This is a genomic window from Peribacillus sp. QJM3NY_7 (assembly GCF_056173225.1).
Genome location: NZ_CM149663.1, coordinates 3,006,462 through 3,026,711, shown reverse-complemented (window position 1 = coordinate 3,026,711; position 20,250 = coordinate 3,006,462). Strand labels below are relative to the sequence as shown.

General features: G+C 39.7%; 22 protein-coding genes. 14 read left to right on the top strand and 8 right to left on the bottom strand.

All coding sequences use genetic code 11. The annotated features are described in order from the left end of the window. Window positions 1–66: 66 nt before the first annotated feature. A complete protein-coding gene (locus AC0VX1_RS14430) occupies window positions 67–981 on the bottom strand; it encodes a YitT family protein (RefSeq protein WP_222619851.1) in 915 nt (304 codons plus the stop codon). Window positions 982–1,354: 373 nt separating this feature from the next. Here AC0VX1_RS14430 and AC0VX1_RS14425 point away from each other — a divergent pair, with 373 nt between their 5' ends. From AC0VX1_RS14425 to AC0VX1_RS14395, 7 genes are all read left to right on the top strand, one after another. Continuing rightward, a complete protein-coding gene (locus AC0VX1_RS14425) occupies window positions 1,355–3,487 on the top strand; it encodes a PAS domain S-box protein (RefSeq protein WP_475467666.1) in 2,133 nt (710 codons plus the stop codon). 56 nt (window positions 3,488–3,543) lie between these two features. Beyond that, window positions 3,544–4,740 carry an MFS transporter gene (locus AC0VX1_RS14420; protein ID WP_413010734.1) on the top strand — a complete coding sequence of 399 codons (1,197 nt, stop codon included), beginning with the start codon at window positions 3,544–3,546 and terminating at the stop codon, window positions 4,738–4,740. Window positions 4,741–5,215: 475 nt separating this feature from the next. Further along, window positions 5,216–6,010 (top strand): SGNH/GDSL hydrolase family protein, encoded by a 795-nt coding sequence (locus AC0VX1_RS14415; RefSeq protein ID WP_249596162.1) that lies wholly within the window; start codon window positions 5,216–5,218, stop codon window positions 6,008–6,010. After that, a complete protein-coding gene (locus tag AC0VX1_RS14410; protein WP_098865268.1) occupies window positions 6,007–6,918 on the top strand; it encodes an ABC transporter ATP-binding protein in 912 nt (303 codons plus the stop codon). The genes AC0VX1_RS14415 and AC0VX1_RS14410 overlap by 4 nt, the downstream gene beginning before the upstream one ends. Beyond that, on the top strand, window positions 6,911–7,891 hold the full coding sequence (locus tag AC0VX1_RS14405) for an ABC transporter permease (protein ID WP_034307282.1): 981 nt from the start codon (window positions 6,911–6,913) through the stop codon (window positions 7,889–7,891). The genes AC0VX1_RS14410 and AC0VX1_RS14405 overlap by 8 nt, the downstream gene beginning before the upstream one ends. A gap of 392 nt (window positions 7,892–8,283) precedes the next feature. After that, window positions 8,284–9,120 (top strand): MBL fold metallo-hydrolase, encoded by an 837-nt coding sequence (locus AC0VX1_RS14400; RefSeq protein ID WP_400449428.1) that lies wholly within the window; start codon window positions 8,284–8,286, stop codon window positions 9,118–9,120. Between the two features lie 80 nt (window positions 9,121–9,200). Then, the gene (locus AC0VX1_RS14395; RefSeq protein WP_096339657.1) at window positions 9,201–9,632 is read left to right on the top strand and encodes a CBS domain-containing protein; all 432 of its coding nucleotides are present in this window, start codon (window positions 9,201–9,203) and stop codon (window positions 9,630–9,632) included. Between the two features lie 42 nt (window positions 9,633–9,674). On the opposite strand, the gene AC0VX1_RS14390 is transcribed toward AC0VX1_RS14395, so the two are convergent. After that, the gene (locus AC0VX1_RS14390) at window positions 9,675–11,648 is read right to left on the bottom strand and encodes a S9 family peptidase (protein ID WP_475467662.1); all 1,974 of its coding nucleotides are present in this window, start codon (window positions 11,646–11,648) and stop codon (window positions 9,675–9,677) included. Between the two features lie 166 nt (window positions 11,649–11,814). Further along, a complete protein-coding gene (locus tag AC0VX1_RS14385; RefSeq protein WP_048678029.1) occupies window positions 11,815–12,135 on the bottom strand; it encodes a YckD family protein in 321 nt (106 codons plus the stop codon). A 262-nt stretch (window positions 12,136–12,397) separates the two neighbouring features. On the opposite strand from AC0VX1_RS14385, the gene AC0VX1_RS14380 reads away from it, so the two are divergent. Beyond that, a complete protein-coding gene (locus AC0VX1_RS14380) occupies window positions 12,398–12,544 on the top strand; it encodes a lmo0937 family membrane protein (protein ID WP_106027466.1) in 147 nt (48 codons plus the stop codon). A gap of 90 nt (window positions 12,545–12,634) precedes the next feature. Here the strand turns inward: AC0VX1_RS14380 and AC0VX1_RS14375 are convergent, their stop codons facing one another. Together AC0VX1_RS14375 and AC0VX1_RS14370 are read right to left on the bottom strand one after the other, a co-directional pair. Next, the gene (locus AC0VX1_RS14375; RefSeq protein ID WP_475467659.1) at window positions 12,635–13,552 is read right to left on the bottom strand and encodes an NAD(P)/FAD-dependent oxidoreductase; all 918 of its coding nucleotides are present in this window, start codon (window positions 13,550–13,552) and stop codon (window positions 12,635–12,637) included. Window positions 13,553–13,691: 139 nt separating this feature from the next. After that, window positions 13,692–14,015 carry a winged helix-turn-helix transcriptional regulator gene (locus AC0VX1_RS14370; protein WP_057277432.1) on the bottom strand — a complete coding sequence of 108 codons (324 nt, stop codon included), beginning with the start codon at window positions 14,013–14,015 and terminating at the stop codon, window positions 13,692–13,694. Window positions 14,016–14,278: 263 nt separating this feature from the next. Between AC0VX1_RS14370 and AC0VX1_RS14365 the strand changes: the two genes are divergently transcribed. The 3 genes from AC0VX1_RS14365 to AC0VX1_RS14355 all read left to right on the top strand — a co-directional run bounded on the left by AC0VX1_RS14365 (window position 14,279) and on the right by AC0VX1_RS14355 (window position 17,323). Then, window positions 14,279–15,358: a nitric oxide synthase oxygenase gene (locus AC0VX1_RS14365; protein ID WP_475467656.1), complete on the top strand. Its 1,080-nt coding sequence runs from the start codon at window positions 14,279–14,281 to the stop codon at window positions 15,356–15,358. 62 nt (window positions 15,359–15,420) lie between these two features. Beyond that, window positions 15,421–15,693: a hypothetical protein gene (locus AC0VX1_RS14360; RefSeq protein WP_057277433.1), complete on the top strand. Its 273-nt coding sequence runs from the start codon at window positions 15,421–15,423 to the stop codon at window positions 15,691–15,693. Window positions 15,694–16,384: 691 nt separating this feature from the next. Further along, window positions 16,385–17,323 (top strand): magnesium transporter CorA family protein, encoded by a 939-nt coding sequence (locus AC0VX1_RS14355; protein WP_034307265.1) that lies wholly within the window; start codon window positions 16,385–16,387, stop codon window positions 17,321–17,323. Window positions 17,324–17,550: 227 nt separating this feature from the next. On the opposite strand, the gene AC0VX1_RS14350 is transcribed toward AC0VX1_RS14355, so the two are convergent. Further along, window positions 17,551–17,742: a hypothetical protein gene (locus tag AC0VX1_RS14350; protein WP_475467654.1), complete on the bottom strand. Its 192-nt coding sequence runs from the start codon at window positions 17,740–17,742 to the stop codon at window positions 17,551–17,553. A 98-nt stretch (window positions 17,743–17,840) separates the two neighbouring features. Between AC0VX1_RS14350 and AC0VX1_RS14345 the strand changes: the two genes are divergently transcribed. Further along, the gene (locus AC0VX1_RS14345; protein WP_170946911.1) at window positions 17,841–18,002 is read left to right on the top strand and encodes a hypothetical protein; all 162 of its coding nucleotides are present in this window, start codon (window positions 17,841–17,843) and stop codon (window positions 18,000–18,002) included. A 125-nt stretch (window positions 18,003–18,127) separates the two neighbouring features. Here the strand turns inward: AC0VX1_RS14345 and AC0VX1_RS14340 are convergent, their stop codons facing one another. Continuing rightward, window positions 18,128–18,262 carry a YuzL family protein gene (locus AC0VX1_RS14340; protein WP_095392115.1) on the bottom strand — a complete coding sequence of 45 codons (135 nt, stop codon included), beginning with the start codon at window positions 18,260–18,262 and terminating at the stop codon, window positions 18,128–18,130. 98 nt (window positions 18,263–18,360) lie between these two features. Between AC0VX1_RS14340 and AC0VX1_RS14335 the strand changes: the two genes are divergently transcribed. Beyond that, on the top strand, window positions 18,361–18,612 hold the full coding sequence (locus AC0VX1_RS14335) for a YkuS family protein (RefSeq protein ID WP_034307261.1): 252 nt from the start codon (window positions 18,361–18,363) through the stop codon (window positions 18,610–18,612). A gap of 55 nt (window positions 18,613–18,667) precedes the next feature. Here AC0VX1_RS14335 and AC0VX1_RS14330 read toward each other — a convergent pair whose 3' ends face one another. After that, window positions 18,668–19,117 carry an OsmC family protein gene (locus AC0VX1_RS14330; RefSeq protein WP_063576028.1) on the bottom strand — a complete coding sequence of 150 codons (450 nt, stop codon included), beginning with the start codon at window positions 19,115–19,117 and terminating at the stop codon, window positions 18,668–18,670. A 371-nt stretch (window positions 19,118–19,488) separates the two neighbouring features. On the opposite strand from AC0VX1_RS14330, the gene AC0VX1_RS14325 reads away from it, so the two are divergent. Further along, window positions 19,489–20,250, top strand: coding sequence for an SDR family oxidoreductase (locus AC0VX1_RS14325; protein WP_475471787.1), 762 nt, complete (start codon window positions 19,489–19,491; stop codon window positions 20,248–20,250).

Sequence of the window (20,250 nt, the reverse complement as noted above, 5' to 3'; positions counted from 1 at the left end):
AAGGGGATTCCCTTCAGCTTTTTTTATCTTTCTGCCAATTTGATGAAGCAAAAAGCAGATGAATGATTAGTGGATATCTTTTTTCTTGAATCGGCCGCCTCGGACTTCCGCGATATCCCCTACAGCAAGAAATGCAGATGGATCGAAGCTTTTGACTATCTCTTTAAGTTTAGCTTCCTCAAGCCTGTTTATTACACAAAAGATGACTTTTTTATCATCACCGGAATAAGCACCTTCACCAGCTAAAAAGGTTACGCCCCGTCCAAGGCGATTCATTATGGCTTCACCGATATCATTAAATTCATCACTGATAATCCAGACAAATTTGGATTCGTCCAAACCTGCGATGACGATATCCATCGTTTTATATGCCACGAAGTAAGCTATGATCGAATACATGGCACGATCCCACGAGAATACGAAGCCCGCACTTCCCAGGATGAATAAATTGAAAAACATGACGATCTCCCCAACGGAAAAAGGGAGCTTCTTACTAGCGAGTATAGCAAGTATTTCTGTACCATCCAATGAGCCGCCATATCGAATGACCATTCCAACTCCAATGCCAAGAATCATTCCGCCGAAAGCGGACGCTAGGAGGATATCTTGAGTGAAAGCTGGTACATGATGAAGCAATGTAGTGGTAATGGAAAGGATTAAAATTCCATAAAGGGTAGATAATGCGAAGGTTTTGCCAATTTGTTTATAACCGATAAAAAAGAAAGGAAGATTCAAAATGAAAAGAAAGATTCCGAGCTTCCATCCAGTGATGTAAGATAACATAATCGATATACCCGTTATGCCCCCGTCGATTACGTTATTCGGCACTAAAAAAATCTCGAGGCCGACAGCCATCAAAACCGCACCGATTGTAATTAATAGACCTCTCTGTAAAATTTGTCTCAGGGTTAATTTTTTATGCTGGGTCTTCTTTTGCATAATTTCTGTTGTACTTGCACCTGCCAGGTCTGACATAATCATGCCACCCACTCCTTCTCTCTATATAGGTTCTATGTAATTATAAACCTATAGGTATAATTAAATAAAGAAATTAACATTCTGATTCATATATTCCTGAATAATTATTGGTATCATTGATAACGTCCTGGAATGAAGAAACAGGGTTGTTAATGCTTGTCATTACCATGTATTCTTATTCTACTCCATACAAAACAATAGTATTTCTAATTTTATTGAATTTATGAAAGAAACCTGCATTTTCTTGAGATATGGGGTGCACCGAAAGAATCGATGTGTAAATAAATAGGAATAAGGAAATAAAAAACCTTTGAGGTACTATGAATTTCCTTTACAATATAGGAGAATAGAACGTTTGAGGTGATCAAGTAAAAAAATGGAACAATCAATTGTAGCATCAAATCCTGTTCTCTTTATGATTGCAGTACTTTTGATAATAATGGCTTGTTATACGGCGTTGGATTTACTGACAACATTACTGACGATAAAGAGATATAAACGCCTTGTGTATATAGGGAGCAGCTGCTCTATGGGAGTGGCTATTTGGACGCTTAATTTTGTTGTCATATTCACCCTCGATAATTCAGGAATGGCAGCAAACAACTTTTCTACAATAATTTTTTCGTTAGCATTAGCCATCGCTCTCGCAGGGGTTGGGTTATTGGCCATTTCGTATAAAACACAAGTACTGCAAATCGTTTTTTGCGGTTTCATGTTTACGATGGCCATATTATCCAATTATATAATGGGAACATCTTCATTAAACCACTCTTTGCACTTTAACCCATTATCGGTCTTCAGTACGCTTTTCAGCATCTTTATTTTATTTGTAGCAGCACTTGCCATCTTATTTCATTTTAATAAATTAAGTCAATCCTCGCTAAAACCAGTCAGTACTCTTTTGATGAGTGGGGCAATCATTGAAGGCTATTATCTTTTTGTAAGGGTGTTACCGATGAACGCGAAAAATGAAGCGGGTGAATTTGTTCCACTCACTCCATTTATGCTTTATCTTACATGCTTCGTTTCATTATTCATCCTTGCCAGCTTGATAGCTTCAAGTACGATTGTGGGCCGGCGGTTAGCAAAAAGTGATAATACTGTAAGCGATATCCGTTATGCTTTAGATCAATCGGCGATCGTCGCCATCACGGATGCAAATGGGATCATTACATATGTAAACGAAAAATTCATGGAAATATCACAATATGAAAAATATGAACTAATAGGGAAAAATCATTCCATAATCAATTCTGGTCATCATCCGAAAGAATTTTTCACTGACTTATGGCTAACGATCAGCAAAGGGAAAACATGGCATGGTGAAATATGCAATCGGGCTAAAGATGGTAATGTATATTGGGTGGATACAACTATCGTTCCTTTTATGAAAAAGGGTAAACCATATCAATATATTTCCATCCGTTCGGATATTTCCAGTCGTAAAAAAGCAGAAAATGCTTTAAAGGAGTCAATTAAAGAACTGGAAGATATGCATTATGCAATCAACCAGTCCTTGATTGTGGCGATTACCGATGATAAAGGAGTCATTATCGAAGTGAATGAAAAGTTCTCGGAGGTTTCTGGTTATGGGAGAGGTGAATTGATAGGCCAGACCCATAAGATCGTTAATTCTGGATACCACTCAAAGGAATTCTTTGAAAAAATGTGGAAGACCGTCCGTGAATGCAAAGTTTGGAAAGGTGAAATTAAAAACAAGGCGAAAGAGGGCAGTTTTTATTGGGTCGATACAACAATTGTTCCATTTTTCAGCGAAGAAGGAAAGCCATTTCAGTATTTAACAATTAGTTATGACATAACCGAGCGTAAACAATCGGAAGAGATGCTCCATCGGCAGGATAAATTAGCTGCTGTCGGTCAGCTTGCTGCTGGAGTGGCACATGAAATACGCAATCCCTTGACCTCCATGAAAGGGTATACGGAATTTTTGCAATTGGATGAAACGGACGAAAATAAGCAAGAATATCTGGAAATAATCATGGAAGAAATCAATCGTGTGAATGAGATAGTTGAAGAGTTCTTACAATTGGCCAAACCACAGGCCTTGACTTTGGAGATGAAGAATCTTGTGCCAATCATTCAAAATGTTGTATCTTTGACGGAATTTGAAGCCAGGAAGAAGAACATCACGCTGTTTTCGGATTGTAATGACGAAGAGATCTTCGTTCGTTGTGATGAGAATCGATTAAAACAAGTCATATTGAACTTCATTAAAAATGGTATGGAAGCTATGCCTGACGGTGGGTTCATAAAAGTCATGACTGAAAAAAAAGAGGATAAAGTGCAAATATCCATTACCGACACAGGAATTGGGATTCCGCCAGAGCAGCTTAAGAGACTGGGAGAACCATTTTTCACAACGAAAAAATCTGGTAATGGGTTAGGGTTAATGATCAGCTTTAAAATCATAGAAAGCCATTTGGGAAATGTCTTTGTCGAGAGCGAGGTCAATAAAGGTACAGTCTTTAAAATTGTGCTCCCTATTTAGCCTAATAGGAGCAATGAAAAAATATCAACAAGAAGATGTCTGCGGGGGAACTGGATTTGGAAAATCAAAAGCAAGTCAATATCATTAGCTTGAAGGTGTTTTACCTTTTTTCATTTTTTGCAGTAGGAAGTTTAACACCGCTATTAAGCGTTTATTTAGCCAATGAGGCAGGTTTGTCAGGTATTGAAATAGGTACGATCATGTCCATTGGACCGATAGTGATGATCGTTTTTCAACCTTTTTGGGGGATTGTATGTGATTGGAGCGGGAGACCGGCAAAAATACTGGCAATGACATCGTTGCTTGCTGGTGTATTCGGTTTAGGTTACTTGCTGTTCGATCACTATTTACTTATAGTGTCCGTTGCTGTCGCATTGGCTATTTTTCAAAGTGCGATAATACCAGTTTCAGATAGCATCACCCTTCAATATACAACGAAAATCAAATCGAATTATGGGAAAATCCGTTTATTCGGATCACTTGGTTACGGTGTGGCCGTTTTTGTAATGGGAAAATTATCTGAATCCTTCATGGGTCCTTCCGTGATATTTTATGCTTTTTTCTTCGGCCTTTTGATCGCGGCTAGTCTGGCTCTTCGTTTGCCCGAAGAGCCGCCTGGGGAAAAGGTGAAGCTTTTCGGTGGAATGAAAGAATTGATCACGATGAAACGATTTCTTATCTTTCTTGCTATAACATTCTTGCTTTTTGGTCCTAATCTTGCAAATAACGTATACTACGGTTTGTTTGTAGAGGCAAGGGGAGGGACATATACAGGAATTGGCATTGCGTTCCTTTTAGCTGTATTATCGGAAATCCCCTTTATGAGAATCGCAGGTACCTGGATTCATAAGATAGGCTTGCTGCCAATTACCTTATTGGCTGGAACGGCCTCATTGGTCCGCTGGGTTTTATACTTCACCGAACCGAGTTTGGCTACCGTATATGTGTCCTCGATCATTCAAGGGTTTTCACTTGGCTTATTCATTCCTGCGGCTTTACAATATATCAGGGAAGTTGTCCCTGTACGTATTACAGTAACGGCAATAACGCTTTATTCCGCCATAGGCAATGGATTGGGTAACTGGTTCAGTACCTTCAGCGGCGGAATAATCCTGGATAAATCAGGAATATATGCGGTCTATTTATTTTATGGTTTACTCACCCTGATCGGAATGCTGCTTACAATATGGCTCATGAGGTATGAAAAAAAATTAAAAGTTATGGGGAGACCCATAGGTATAATAGAAAAATGATGGAAAATAAAGCGAGGGACCTCTTTGCCTATCATGGTGAAGAGGTCTTTCTCTATTCTATTTACAAATTTAAGAGAAGGCAGGCTAAATGATCAAGCAGAATGAACATTCTTTGAAAGGGCGTAGGGGTTCATTAAAATTCCTCAGTAGACAAACTCGGTGAAAATGGATTTGTCTCCAATTTTAAATGGGTTTCTATAATTTACACGTTGATTGGAATGAAAGGCACTCGCTTTCCGCGGCAATTTAGCCTGCCAGTCTACCTTGGACACGTTTTTCCTCACAAGTCTCGATCGCCTGTTCCAATCAGCTTTATTAAAAATTTAGAGAGAACCCCTTTTGTAAACTTTCCGCGGTAAGTTATAAAAGATATGTTTTTATGAATTGGGAATTTTAACCAAAACAATCAGTTTTTTATTTTTGGAAATAATATGATTTAATGGAAGATAGAGAATGAATGGAAGGGTGAGTGTTTTTGAGCAAACCAAAAGTGTTGGCTATTACCATCGCATCAGCTTTTATCGGCCTGTTTTTTTTATTTTGTCTTGGATGGGCGATTATGGACCATTATGGAAAGGGTACTTCCGATAAGGAAGTGATTGAAGAAACCGCCATTAAAAAAAATGATTTTCCCGATGATTTTACGGTAGTTGCGATAGGCGATTCATTGACCCGAGGCACAGGTGATGAAACAGGGAAAGGTTACGTTGGACTTGTTATTGAAGATTTAAAGAGTGAATACAATAGAAAACCAATCATTCATAACCTGGGAATTAATGGACAAGTGTCTAAAGAATTGGTTCAGCAAGTGAGACAACCGGAAGTGAAGCGCCAAATCCAGGCTGCTGATGTTATTTTAGTTACAATCGGGGGTAACGATTTATTTCAAAAAGGCAGGACCCTGCTTGAATATGATCGTGAAGCTATTACTGTATCACAAAAGAATTTCTTGGGAAATTTACATGAAATTTTTAAAGATATCAATAAAGTCAATGATACAGCTACCATTTTGTTGCTTGGGCTGTATAATCCGTTTATAGATTTGGATGAAGACTTTGATACGAACCGCATCGTACGGGACTGGAATAATGAAACGGCGGAAGTCGTCGCTCTTTATGAAAATGCCATTTTCGTACCAACTTTTGATTTATTTCAATTGTCGGTAAATGAGTATTTGTATTCAGATAAATTTCACCCTAATAAGAAGGGATATCGTTTAATTGCTGATAGAGTTGCTCCTTTAATAAAATGGGAGGATGTGGAACGATGAAACAGGTGACATTGTCTGTCAGGGACTTGAAAAAAAGGATTGGCAAAAGGGAAATTATTAAAGGAATTGATTTTGAGCTGAATGAAGGGGAAGTTTTCGGCTTTTTAGGACCGAATGGAGCAGGCAAGACGACGACGATCCGCATGTTGGTCGGTTTGATTAAGCCAACCTCGGGTTCCATCCATATATGCGGGTATGATGTTCGTCAGGACTTTACAAAGGCTATGAAGCAAATGGGCTGCATCGTTGAAAATCCAGAGTTATATCCATTTTTGAGCGGGTGGGATAATTTGCTCCACTTTGCAAGAATGTTACCTGATGTTGATGAAACAAGAATGGACGAGGTTGTTGAACTCGTCGGTTTGCAAGCGAGAATTCACGATAAAGTGAAGACCTATTCATTAGGAATGAGACAGCGTTTAGGAATCGCGCAGGCCATGCTCAACAGCCCTAAACTATTGATTTTGGATGAACCAACTAACGGGCTAGATCCAGCCGGAATCCGTGAAATGCGGCAATTCATCAGAAAGTTGGCTGAAGAAGATGGTATGAGCGTTCTGGTTTCCTCACACTTGTTAGGTGAAATCCAGCAACTTTGTGACCGGGTCGCAATCATTAAAGGTGGGGAAATTATTAAAACGGATACAGTGGAGAGCTTATTATCCACGCAGGAGCGGATATTCTGGCGGGTGGAACCTATTCAAAAGGGTGCGGAAATACTTAGCAGCTTCACCGAAATTACTTTAGATCAAAAATATATCATTACAGCCTATGATGAACTCAAGACACCTGAATGGAATGCTGCTCTTAACCAAGCAGGCGTGAGGGTGCATGAAATGAATCGAAAGCTCCCGGGATTGGAAGAATTGTTTTTGCAAGTTACGGGGGGAGGTGCGGGAATTGAATAACTTGGTCCAAAATGAAATGATGAAGTTGCTGGCAAAGAAACGGTTAATCATAATCGGTCTCATCGTTGGAATTTTAGTCCTGATGTTTACATATGCCCAATACAAACAAGTGGAAGAGCAACGGGAGAAGTTGGGAACTGATGATTGGCGTGCAGCTCTTCAGCAGCAAATCATTGATACTCAAAATCGATTGGGCTCCAATAGGATGCTCGATGAATGGCGTGAACAGCTGCAAGTTAGTCTGAAGCAGCAGCAATATTATCTCGATCATGATATCAATCCCTCAGAACCAGGCGCAGCCACTTTTACACGCATGTTTTTGGAAAATGCAATCGATTTGTTCATTCCGCTGTTAATCATGATTGTGGCTAGTGATATGGTTTCTTCCGAAAATAGTCAAGGGACAATCAAGCTTTTGCTGACACGGCCAGTGGAGCGTTGGAAAATCTTATTGAGCAAATATGTAACATTATTATTATCGGTTTCGATTATCGTGGCGGTGACAGCCTTATTGTCTTACCTATTATCGGGTATCGTTTTCGGATATCAAGGTTGGGGGGCCCCTGTAATAACCGGATTTGAATTGAAGGGGGCTGACGTGGATGTCAGTCAAGTAAGGCTAGTGGAACAATGGAAATTCCTATTGATGGATTTGGGACTTGTCTGGCTGGTGGCGGTTGTTGTAGGGACCCTTTCTTTCATGCTTTCGGTACTGGTGAGAAGCACCCCTGCAGGCATGGGTATCATGCTGGCTGCATTGATTTCCGGGGCTATATTGAACAATATGGTTTCATCATGGGAATCAGCGAAGTATTTCTTTATGGTGAATTTGAAATTGACCGCTTATATTAGCGGAACGGCTCCGCCAATAGAAGGGATGACTTTATTATCCTCCGTCATTACTCTGCTCGTTTGGTGGGCGCTTGCTTTAATTGTATCTTTTACAGTATTTACCCGGAGGGATGTATACTGAGAAACAGCCTATAGAAATTATAAGTTGTTTCTGTTTGTTGACATAATTGGTTCGGAAGTGTCGCTTTTAAAACAAGACCTGGTTATCCACATGAAATTTTACTGTTTTATATGAACTGAAACCCTCAATGGATTGAAGAAATTTGCAACACTCCAGCCGGAATAACTGTCTAGCCGAGACACCACAGACGCTTGCGTCGAGAAGGCTTGGCAGAAAGTCGGCGGAAAGGGAGCGGATTTCTGAAATCAACTCCTCCTTTTTTAAAAAAATTGTAGGCACGCTTTCGAATTTGCCTGCAGTCTGAACAGCCTATAAAAATTATAGGTTGTTTTTTATTTTCTCGTACAGGGTATCCTTTATAAAAAAGTATGTTCAAAATAGGAGGATTATAAATGGATGATAATCATTTGAATGAAAAATTCATGCCAATGACTTCAGTTTCCAGTGGAGATGTACAGATTATAAATGAGGATATATATTGTCTGTCCGTCCAAATCGTTAACGTAATTTTTGTAGGGTCACCCAAGGATGATAAATGGGTATTGATAGATGCAGGGATGCCACGTTCAGCAGAGGCAATAAAGAATACTGCTGAAGAAATATACGGACCGCAAAAACCACCTGCTGCAATTATTTTGACACATGGACATTTCGATCACGTTGGTGCACTTATTGAGTTAATGGAGTATTGGGAGGCTCCTGTTTATGCCCACATTAAAGAAATGCCTTATTTAACGGGACAGGAAAATTATCCCGAACCAGATCCAACTGTTGAAGGGGGGATGGTCGCCAAAATCTCATCGATATTTCCGAATGAGGGAATCAACCTTGATGAAAAAGTTCAGCCATTGCCTGATGATCATAGTGTTCCCGGGCTTCGTGATTGGAAATGGGTTCACACCCCAGGCCATTCGAAAGGACATATTTCACTTTTCCGTGAAAGTGACCGGAGTTTGATTGCTGGAGATGCTTTTGTGAATGTCAGGCAAGATTCCCTATACAAGGTTATCACTCAGGAGAAAGAAATAGCAGGACCGCCGCGGTATTTAACAACCGATTGGGAGGCTGCCAAAGAATCGGTACGTCTATTGGAAAGTCTGAAGCCTGCTGTTGCCATAACGGGGCACGGGTATCCTGTTGAAGGGAAAGAACTGGAAATGGGTTTAGCGAAGCTTGCAAAGGAATTCGATTCATTAGCTAAACCGGATCATGGGAAATATGTGGAATGAAGGGTGACCGTGTTTAATGAATAATTTCTCTACAAAAGTCAAAAATAAACAAGCAACTTATGAAAAATGGAGGGATTTCCGTGACTAATTTAAGAGATATCATGACAACAGACGTTGACTGTTGCACTGCGGAGGATAATATATATGAAGCAGCAGTCAAAATGAAGAATGGTGATGTTGGTGTCATTCCTGTATTGGAGAATAACCATTTAATCGGTGTCATTACAGACAGGGATATCGTCATTCGCTGTGTTGCCGAGAAAAAGCCAAATTCGACTAGAATTACCGATGTCATCTCCACCAATCTTGTAACAGGTACGCCTGATATGTCAGTGGAGGAAGCTGAGGAGTTAATGGCTACCGAACAAATCAGAAGGCTCCCTATCATTGAGAATGAAAAGCTGGTCGGTGTCGTGGCATTAGGTGATCTTGCTGTACACCAACAGACAAATTCAATGGCGGGAGATGCTTTAAGTTCAATTTCCGAAGACAGAGATCAAATTCAGCACTAAAAATCAAAACTCTGTTAGCTATTGCTAACAGAGTTTTGGTTTTTAAAGATACTTATTGAACCAGCCCTTGATTTCCTCAACATGTTGCAGGCGCATTTTTGGAGATCCGCTTCGCGATACCTCATGAGTTTCATTTGGGAATGAAACAAGTATGGCTTCTTTATTTTGCCGTTTTAAAGCGACAAAGAATTGCTCGCTCTGTTCAATGGGACAGCGGAAGTCCTTTTCTCCGTGAAGTAAAAGTAAAGGCGTATCCACAGTGGAAACATATTTTAATGGAGAGTGCTGCCATAGTTTTTCAGCAGAGTTAATGATATCGCCGCCAACTTCCCATTCTGTAAAATAATAGCCAATGTCGCTGACCCCATAAAAACTTAGCCAGTTACTGATACAACGCTGAGAAACAGCCGCCTTGAAGCGGTTGGTATGTCCGATGATCCAATTTACCATGAATCCTCCATAACTTCCTCCGGATACCCCTAACTCTTCATCGTCTATAAAATCATACGTAGCTAGAACGTGATCGACTCCAGCCATTAAGTCCTTATAATCCATGCCTCCATAGTCGCCACGGCAGGCGTTTACAAAGTCCTGGCCATATCCTACACTTCCTCGCGGGTTAGTGAAGAATACAGTATACCCTTCATTAGCCAAGGTCTGGAATTCATGAACATAGGTATTAGCATACATCATATGCGGTCCGCCATGTATTTCTAAAATGAGCGGATATTTTTGACTACCATTAAAACCGTTCGGTCTCATGATCCAGCCGTGAATGGTAAGCCCATCGACTGATGGAAAAGTAATGGGTTCAGCCATGGACAAATGTTTATCCTTCAAAAACTCCTCATTAACAAAACTGATTTGTTCCTTATCACCATTGGTAAGGTTATAAGCAAAGAGATCGCCAGGATGAACAGGTGTACTGATGGCCACGACAGCACGGTGGCTTTCGGGATCTATAGTCAGGCCGTATATATGCTGCGGGTCAAGGATTGATGGATACATAGCTCCTTCAATGGAACCATAATATACTCCGGTATTACCATAATCACTTATTAAAAAGTAAAAACCTTGGCTATCGTTTGTCCACAAAATACCTGGGTCGACGGCTCCGATTTGGAAATCCCCTATTGCGGAATCTCCAATTTGCACGTCCCATCCGTCGGTCAAACACTTAGTCGTTTGGTCCATGATGGAATATAACCAGATATTTGAAAAGGTCGCACCGGCAAATTCTTTATTATGGCCTATGAAAGATAGATATTCGCCATTTGGAGACCATTTAGGATCTCTAAAGAAACCTGTACTATCCGTAATTTTCTCTAAAGATTTCGTATCAAGATCCATGATGAATATATCTGAAAAAAGTTCATCATCACTTCTTTCTGCATCCCCGCTTATGAATGCAATACGTTGTCCGTCTGGAGACCACGCATTCGGAAGATGATCAATATTGTTTTCCGTCAGCAATGTGAATTCTCCCTTAAAAATGTCCGCTATTACAAGCTGCTGATATAACTGATCAAAATAGCCTCTCCCATCCCATTTGTACTTGATCCGGTCATACCTATTAACTTCTTTGGATAGATCATTTTCATTTACCGTATTAAGGTTTTCGCCTTCCTTTAACCCGGTAGAAAGCAGTAACTTGGTGGAACAAGGGGACCAAATTGGCTTAGATGCGCCGTTGACGAAATGGGTGAGCTGGCGAGCTTCCCCGCCAATGCTCCCGATAATGTGGACTTGTTTTTTTCCTGATCTATCTGATATAAAGGCGATATGCTTGCCGTCGGGGGACCAGGCTGGTGATGTATCACGATTATCCCCAAACGTCCATTGCTTTGTTTCATTCGTAATCAGGCTGAACATAAACAGATTGGAAATGTATTTTTCCGTTTTTTCATCTATTCTGGTTTGGACATAAACCGCCATGCTGCCATCCGGTGATAGCTTTGGATCGGTTACTGATTTCAAGTGAAATAAGTCTCTTGCTGTTATACCTATTTTGTTCATCCTTTTCACCCTTTCATTTCTCATAGTTATGTATTTCGCTAAAGAGAAATAAAATCCTTTAGTAAATGGTAAATGTCATGTTTATTTATCAAGGACGAAAGAAATGAAAATAATCCGGCCTTTTTATCAGGTCGGATTATCTGGATATATCGGCAAAAACTTACAATTACTTATGCATATGTCCTGTATGCGGACGGTGCGGCGGTATTTGGAAATTATGTTCTTCCATCATTTTATAATGTTTTTCAAAATGAGAAACCATTTTATCGGCTTCTTCTTTCGAAAGCGCGCCATACTCAACATATTTTTCGATCAATATCTTTTTGTCAGCAAGTATTTGTTTTTGGATCTTAGCGATTTCCGATTTTTGAGCATCAGTGAATTGTACACTTTCAGTCTTTGCTTTATTTTCCTGTGCAGCCGGATGATTAAGGTTGACTAAGAATAGGGAACAAGCTGTTAAACAGATGACGAAAAACTTTTTCATGAATGAACGACTCCTTCTTTTTAATGATTTTTTCTGCCTAAATGAAGAACTGTAGAACCTTTAAAAATCTGAAAGTCTCTTCCTAATGGTGAATGATAATCAATATGGAAGATTCCTTATTTCTTTATTATCATTTACAGCATTTACAGTTTTATGTAAAAAATAAGGGGGAGGTTTGTTAGAGAAAGATATGGGTATTTTAAATGTAAGTGGAATTCTTATTAATAAAAAGTCCTTTAAAAGGGAAGAAAGGGGGATTATCATGATTTGGACGATTATTGGTGTAATAATATTATTATGGGTTCTTGGTTTAGTCTTCAAAGTGGCTGCAGGCTTTATACATATCTTGCTTATCATCGCGGTCATTCTCATTTTGGTTAAGGTTTTTAAGGGAAGGAATCGAATGTAGAGGTGTATTGAATGACTGACCTGGAAAAGCTTTAAATACCAATGTAAAAGGCGGCCTGGTGAACAGGGCGCCTTTTAATTCAGGAAACTGTCAATCATAAGGAAGTGGATGGCCTAACAGCCTCTTATGAATCCATATCGCTGACTGGGTGCCATCTCCCATGGAAATGGTGACTTGTTCGGAATGGGCAACGAGGTCGCCGCCTGCCCAGACTCCTTTAATATTCGTTTCTTTAGTCCGGGGATGAACCACGACATGATTGTTTTCATTGACCTGCACACCTAATTGTAAGGCTAGGCCATTATTAAGCTTGTTCCCTTTAAACGCCGTAAATGCCTTTTCAGCTCTGATAATTTTACCAGATACTAATTCTATGCCCGTTAACTCCTGATTGGCATCGACATGAACCCCACAAACTTCCTCTTCAATTACGGGAATGTGATTTGCCGTTAACTTATCTCTATACTCATCATCAATTTTAGATTTCAAATGGTTTACGTAAATGATATCTTTTGACCAATATAATAGAGTAAGCGCCATGCCTGCACCCGTATTTCCGCCACCAAGAACAACGGTTTGCTTATCCATGATCTCATATCCATCACAGTCAGGGCATATATATGTGGATGTCCCAAGAGTTGAATAGATGTTTTTGATTGGAGGAATGTTATCGGTAATGCCAGTACCAAGAAAAATCATTTTTGCTTGATATTCCCTGTCATTGTTAGTTTGGATAAAAAACTTGTCCTGCTTTTTTTCTAGAGATGTCACTGTATCATCCATGAATTCGACACCGAATTTTTCAGCGTGCTGCCTGCCAAGGGTCCTTAATTGTTTCCCGCTTACCCCGTCTGGCCACCCAAGAATGTTATGGTATGCCTTGGCAATGGAGGAGCGGCCTTGAGCAGAATCAATGACGATAATATCATGTTTATACCTTCCTAGCTGGATGGCTGCCTGAATCCCGGCTATACCTCCACCAATAATAATGCAATCTGCTTGTTTCATGAATTCACCGCCCATAAATTTGGAATAAACCTAGTGTTATTCTATCTGTAAAAAATATACCACTAGTCGCTGGAGCTTAAACAAAAAAAAGGAGAAAGTCCGCATCTGGCAGATCTTCCTCCCTTATCTTTAGCCTATATCATTGATTCTGTATTGGGTCGAGCCATTCTTGTGCCCAATTTTGAATTTCGTTCATAACCGGTGCAAGGGCCTTGCCTTTATCAGTTAAAGAATATTCAATCCTGACCGGTGTCTCTGGATATACGTCCCTTTTAACAATACCTTCAATTTCCAAGTCCTTTAAACGTTCAGAAAGAATCCTGCCGCTTATCGGGAATGCAGATTCAATATTACAAAACCTTTGAGGGCCATTAAGTAATTGATTGACAATCAATCCAGTCCAGCGTTTACTCAAGATTTGCATTCCTTTTTCAAATCGTGGACAAAGTGTCGTATTATTCATCATATCACCTCATTATTAATATATTATAATGCATTTACCTCATATGTAACAACTTTACCGAAAATTATTTAGTTACTAGAGATGTTATAGTATAAGAAATTCACGAGCTTACTTTAAGTATCATGAAAAGGATTCCGCCTCGGATTTGCCACATTTTTAAAAAAAGCGTGCTTTTAAAAATGTGTTGTTTAGAGATACCATGTAAAATATGTTATTTTAATATTGAAGTCAAAGTTTTGCAAATGGAAGGATCCGTGGGAAAGATGAGTGAGTTACTGCAAGAGGCCGTATCCTTTATCAGTACAAGTTATCCGGAATTATTGAAAACGGAAGAGGACATAAATGGCAGGATCGAACAAATTAAAAAGGAAATAAATGAAACAGGCAGATATGAACATACATATGAAGAATTGGTTTATGGTGCTAAATTAGCTTGGCGGAATAGCAATCGTTGCATTGGGCGCTTTTTTTGGGAATCACTAAGGGTGATTGATAAAAGAATGATTCAAAGCGAAGAACAAATGGTATCGGCCCTCTTCGAGCATATCGAATATGCTACGAATAATGGGAATATCAGACCTGTGATTACAATTTTCAAACAGAAAGATCATGATCGAAAAGTGGATATTTGGAATCATCAACTTATTCGTTATGCAGGATATGAGACGGAACATGGTGTAATCGGCGATTCAAGTTCAATCGAATTCACCAAGCGATGTATGGCATTAGGGTGGGAAGGGAAATTCGGACCTTTCGATATTTTACCCCTTGTAGTCCAAGTGAACGGAAAAACCGCTAGTTTTCATGATATACCTGAAAGCCTCGTTAAAGAGGTTCAAATCACCCACCCTGAACTGACATGGTTCGAAGATCTTAAACTAAAATGGTACGCAGTTCCAATCATATCTGGTATGAGGCTGGAAATTGGCGGTATTACTTATTCAGCTGCACCATTTAATGGGTGGTACATGGGAACGGAAATCGGTGCTAGGAATCTTGCTGATGAAGAACGCTACAATATGCTGCCGGCAATCGGGGAGAGGATGGGCCTGGATATTAAACGTGATTCGAGTTTATGGAAAGATCGGGCCCTTATCGAACTGAATGAAGCAGTCCTTCATTCGTATAAAAAACACGGAGTCAGCATTGTTGATCACCATACAGCAGCTAAGCAATTCAAGAAATTCGAAGAAAAAGAAGCCTCATATGACCGGAAAGTAACGGGGGATTGGACCTGGTTAATTCCACCGGTGTCACCAGCCACGACCCATGTTTTCCATCAGCCATATAACAATGAAATTATGAAACCTAATTTCTTTTATCAAATTCCTCCATATAAATAAAGGTTTACATGAACTGGCGGCGGGTATATATACAGTAAGCCAAATAAATAAGGGGGAAGGTAATGATGGCATTAGGAAGAAACGCGGTATTACTAGGAGTCGGAGTTGCCGGAGTCTCATTTTTATCGAATAAAACGAACAGAGGAAAAGTGAAGGACATGTGGTCAAATGCAAAAGCAAAAACGGTAGGCTTTTGGAATAGGACGGCTTCAGAGCTGGATCCTGTAATTGAAAAGGCGGGTCACCCTGATCCATATGATCATGATGACAATAAAATGGTGGACGAAGGCGCCATGTACGGTGTTCACTATTATAATAATGCAAAGCATGGATAAAGCAATCAGAATCGCTTGGGAGTACCCAAGCGTCAGACTGCAGACAAACTTGTTCAGTTTGTCTGCAGTTTTTTTAATTAAAAAGTTCTTTTGATTTCAGAAATCCGCTCCTTTTCCGCCGACTGTCTGCCAAGCCGTTTCAAAGCACCTGTGGTGTCTGCTAGCCAGTACTTCGGCAGGAGTGTCGCAAATTTCTTCAATCTAATGAGGGTTTCATCCATATAAAAAGTAAAAAAAATGAATGATAACCATAATTTTAAACAAACTGGAGTGGAAATCAACATCTGAAAATTGTAACCATACCCGAGGAGTTGAAGGTGTGTTTTGAATCAGGTGGTTTAGGAACATCAGTTACGTTTTCCGAACCCTTTTTGTCTACTAACTATCGCTTGGGGCTACCCAGGCGTTTTTTTGTAGTGGCATTTTATTTATCAATTGATAAAAGTTAGATGATTACGAAATCTGAACAAGGATTCAAGGTATTAAATTCTTTATTGTACTTTAAATGAATAAGGATTAAGATAAAAGAATCGAAAGGAAGTGGATACGAGTGAGCAGCAGTTCTTATGATCCTGAACCCAGAAAGCAAGAGGAAGCCAATATGATGCTAGAAGTCGAGACTGTTATTCTCCCTGAGTATCTGCTCGAAGAAGGTAAATAAGGCTTTCTCTATAGAAGAGGAGGTCAAAAAATGATTGAAATCTACAAGACGGATGATAACCGTCACCTGAACAATATCGAGGAAATGACAAAAGGTTCCTGGGTGAACATTGTCGCGCCCACAGAAGCTGAAATAGATTATATATGCTCGACTTTGAAGTTACCGATCAATTTCATGAAAGATCCACTCGATGATGAGGAAAGACCGCGAATCGAAAAAGAGGATGATAATGTTTTAATAATTGTCGACTTCCCATATTTGACCAGGGATGAAGCCGACTTACCGATTTTTGAAACGATTCCCATAGGCATGATCTTTACCAAAGACTGTTTCATTACGGTATCTCTGAAAGAAACTCCGATATTGGCGAATTTCAAAAACAATAAGATCAAAGGATTCTTCACCAATAAGAAGACGAGATTTGCTTTACAAATATTATTCGAGATTTCATCCTATTATTTACGTTACCTGAAACAGATTAATAAGATGACTAATGAAGCCGAACGTGAATTACATCAGTCGATGAAAAATAAAGAATTATACACTTTCCTTGCTTTGGAAAAAAGCCTGGTTTATTTTACGACATCATTGAAATCCAATCGTGTAGTCCTTGATAAGATCCTCCGATTTAATTATCTGAAAATGTATGAAGAAGATAAAGAATTGCTTGAGGATGTAATCATCGAAAATGCTCAGGCTATCGAAATGGCAGAAGTGTATCTATCCATTCTTAGCGGTATGATGGATGCATTCGCTTCGATCATTTCCAATAATGTCAATAATGCCATGAAGTTTCTAACATCAGTGACCATTATATTAACGCTTCCGACGATGGTGGCAAGTTTTTACGGAATGAATGTGGAACTGCCATTTGAACATAATCGGTTTGCTTTCATTTTTACATTATTAATTGCCATCACTTTGGCGGGGACGACTGCATTCATTTTTTGGAAGAAAAAATATTTTTAAGATCAACCGGCTTATTAAGCCGGTTTTTATTATGGGTTTGTGCAATTTGAACATTGATTGGAACGTAGGGCACTCGCTTTCCGCGGGCTGTCCGCCCTCGCCGCATTTGCGCCTGTGGGGTCTCTCATGGACTCGCTTTTCCCGCAGGAGTCTCGCACCTTACGTTCCAATTATAGTTCAACTGGTGCGAGAACCATTAGGTTGATGCTGCCAAGCATGTTTTTGTTTTATTCCTCAAAAAAATCAGAAAAACCTTCACTGTTAATGCGATCTGTATAAGGGTTTTCATCATTTACATTCTTTGCATCCAAATTGGTTTTAATCACTAAACGGGGACTCTGTGACGCTTCTCTTATGATACGATCGTTCAACTCTTTAAAATCCGGTACCTTCTTATTGCCGGGTTTGTTTGGTTCCAATAAAACCACCTCCATTTTTATCTTTGCAATAAATGATGGGGTGTATTCATGAATATTCTTAGGTTTGGGAAGGATAAAGGACTGAGGAGGAGATCAAGATGACCAAATGGAACGAGCAAGCATCTCGCAATAATAATTTAAGGGCAAGTGATTTAAACCCAGATGGAGCCGGAAAAGGAAAAATGGATTCAAAAACAATTGATGGAGATCAATTGAATGATCTAAAGATCCAAGAGGAAATCAGAAAGCAAAATATGTAAGAGTAGTCCCTGATTTTAATTTAAAACAAAAAAGAATCATGCAGCGGAAAACGCTTGGCGGATAAACCAAGCGTTTTTTTCGTATCATGGTTTGAATTTCATGGTTGATTTAGGATTCACTTTTATCAGGTACGCTTTTGCTTTTTAAGTGAAGAGGGTTGAGTGAAGGACCCGGTTTCTTTTGTAGTGGTACCTTGCCCCTCTACCTGAGAAGAACCTAAACGAGTTTGTGAAGCATCTTTCTTGTTTTTTCCATTCATGTTTATCACCTCGATATTACTTTTCCTATTTCCTTTGCATCCTATACATATATTGAGGGGGATAAGGACAGGTTAGAAGGTAGAGGAGGTGTGTGTTGATGTCAAGAATCGGTGTTGAAGAATCATTAACGAATATTCAGGAAGCACTTCGTGAAAAAGGTTTTGATGTTGTGGAAATTAAACAAGAAGCTGACGCAAAAAACGTGGATTGTTGTGTGGTAACAGGTTTGGAAAGTAATGTGATGGGTATAAGCGATACTTCATTAAAAGCGTCTATCATTGAGGCAAATGGTTTAACGGCTGATGAAGTGTGCCGCGAGGTTGAAAATAAAGTGAATACCATTCAATAGTTCAAAAAGTGCCTAAACCGATATAGGGTTAGGCACTTTTTCCGTTTATTCAAGGTTACTGTGCTATGGAAATTTCCGCAATCAACTCCACTGCTACATTCCCTTTGATCGCCCGGGAAATCATACATGAAGTCTCGGCTTTTTCAGCAAGTCTCCCCGCTTTTTCAACCACTTTTTCAGAAGTACCCGGCACCAATATAAGTGCGGGGCGATGAATGATTTTCTTATAGGTGAATACACCATTCGTAACATCCACTAACGCTTCTGATTGCATGGTCAAGCTCACCTTTTCTATATGGGACCGCTCTAACATGGCAGCATAGGTAATGATATAGCAGGTCGATGCCGCTCCAAGCAGCATTTCATCGGGATTAGTTCCAATCCCTGGTCCTTCCATTTCCGTAGGAATGCTTATCTGTGTTTGAAGATTCCCTGAATGAATCGTGCCGCTATCATTTCTGCCGCCAGGCCACTCCGCAGTTAAATGAAAGTGATGTATTGTCATTTTTTAACCTCCTTACTATTCTATAGTGTAAACGACAAAACAGGTTAAGTATCCGATTTTGCTCAATCAGTCAAATAATCCAGCGATTGCCAGAGTTTTTAAATGGCAAAGAATCCGCTGTGCGGATCTAAGATATGAATTGATCAAACAAATTACAGCCCTGCCGAATTACGTTTCCAGTAGGCTCAATTTCTGCTAGCTGACAGAAGCATGCTTATTAAATATAAGATACATGTTGATGAAACAAAAGGCAGAGGCATTAGGCTATTTTAAGCACAATATTGGATAGGCTTTTCTATAATGATATAGACGGTTTTATATAAATAATACTTCATTAAGGAAGGGCTGAAAAGTTGACTACATTGAGTAATATGTTCGATTTGACTAATAAAACGGCTATCATTACCGGCGGCGGCAGAGGACTGGGAAAACAGATCGCCATGGCGTTGGGAGAGGCTGGCGCAAATATAGTCATTGCTTCACGAAATCTGCCTGTATGTAAGGAGGTATGTGAAGACTTGCAATCGATGGGTGTTAATGCCGCTGCCTTTGAATGTGATATCACCGATGTGAGCGCCATTGACCATGTCGTTCAGGAAACGGTTGCTCAATTCGGCACGATTGATATTCTTTTCAATAATAGCGGTACGTCTTGGTCAGGTCCGCTTTTGGATCTTCCCAAGGACAAGTGGGAAAAAGTATTGAATGTTAACGTTACAGGTACATTCCTGTTTTCACAGGCGGTAGCGAAGGTCATGAAGCAGCAAAATTCCGGAAAAATCATAAATATTGCATCGGTGTCAGGTCTTGGCGGGACGTTTCCTGAGCTTTTGGATACGATAGCTTATAACACCAGTAAGGGTGCCATCATTACAATGACCAAGGATTTAGGAGTTAAACTTGCTAGATACGGCATTCAAGTCAATGCAATTGCACCTGGATTTTTCCCGACTAAAATCACAAAGGAAATTCTTGAAAAGTCTAACTATGACATATTAGGTAAAACTCCGGCTGGCAGGTTTGGCGATGAAGATGATTTAAAGGGTGCCGCCGTTTTTTTAGCCTCACAGGCTTCTGACTATATGGTGGGTCATATTTTGATCATTGACGGTGGAATATCAGCATTAGTATAA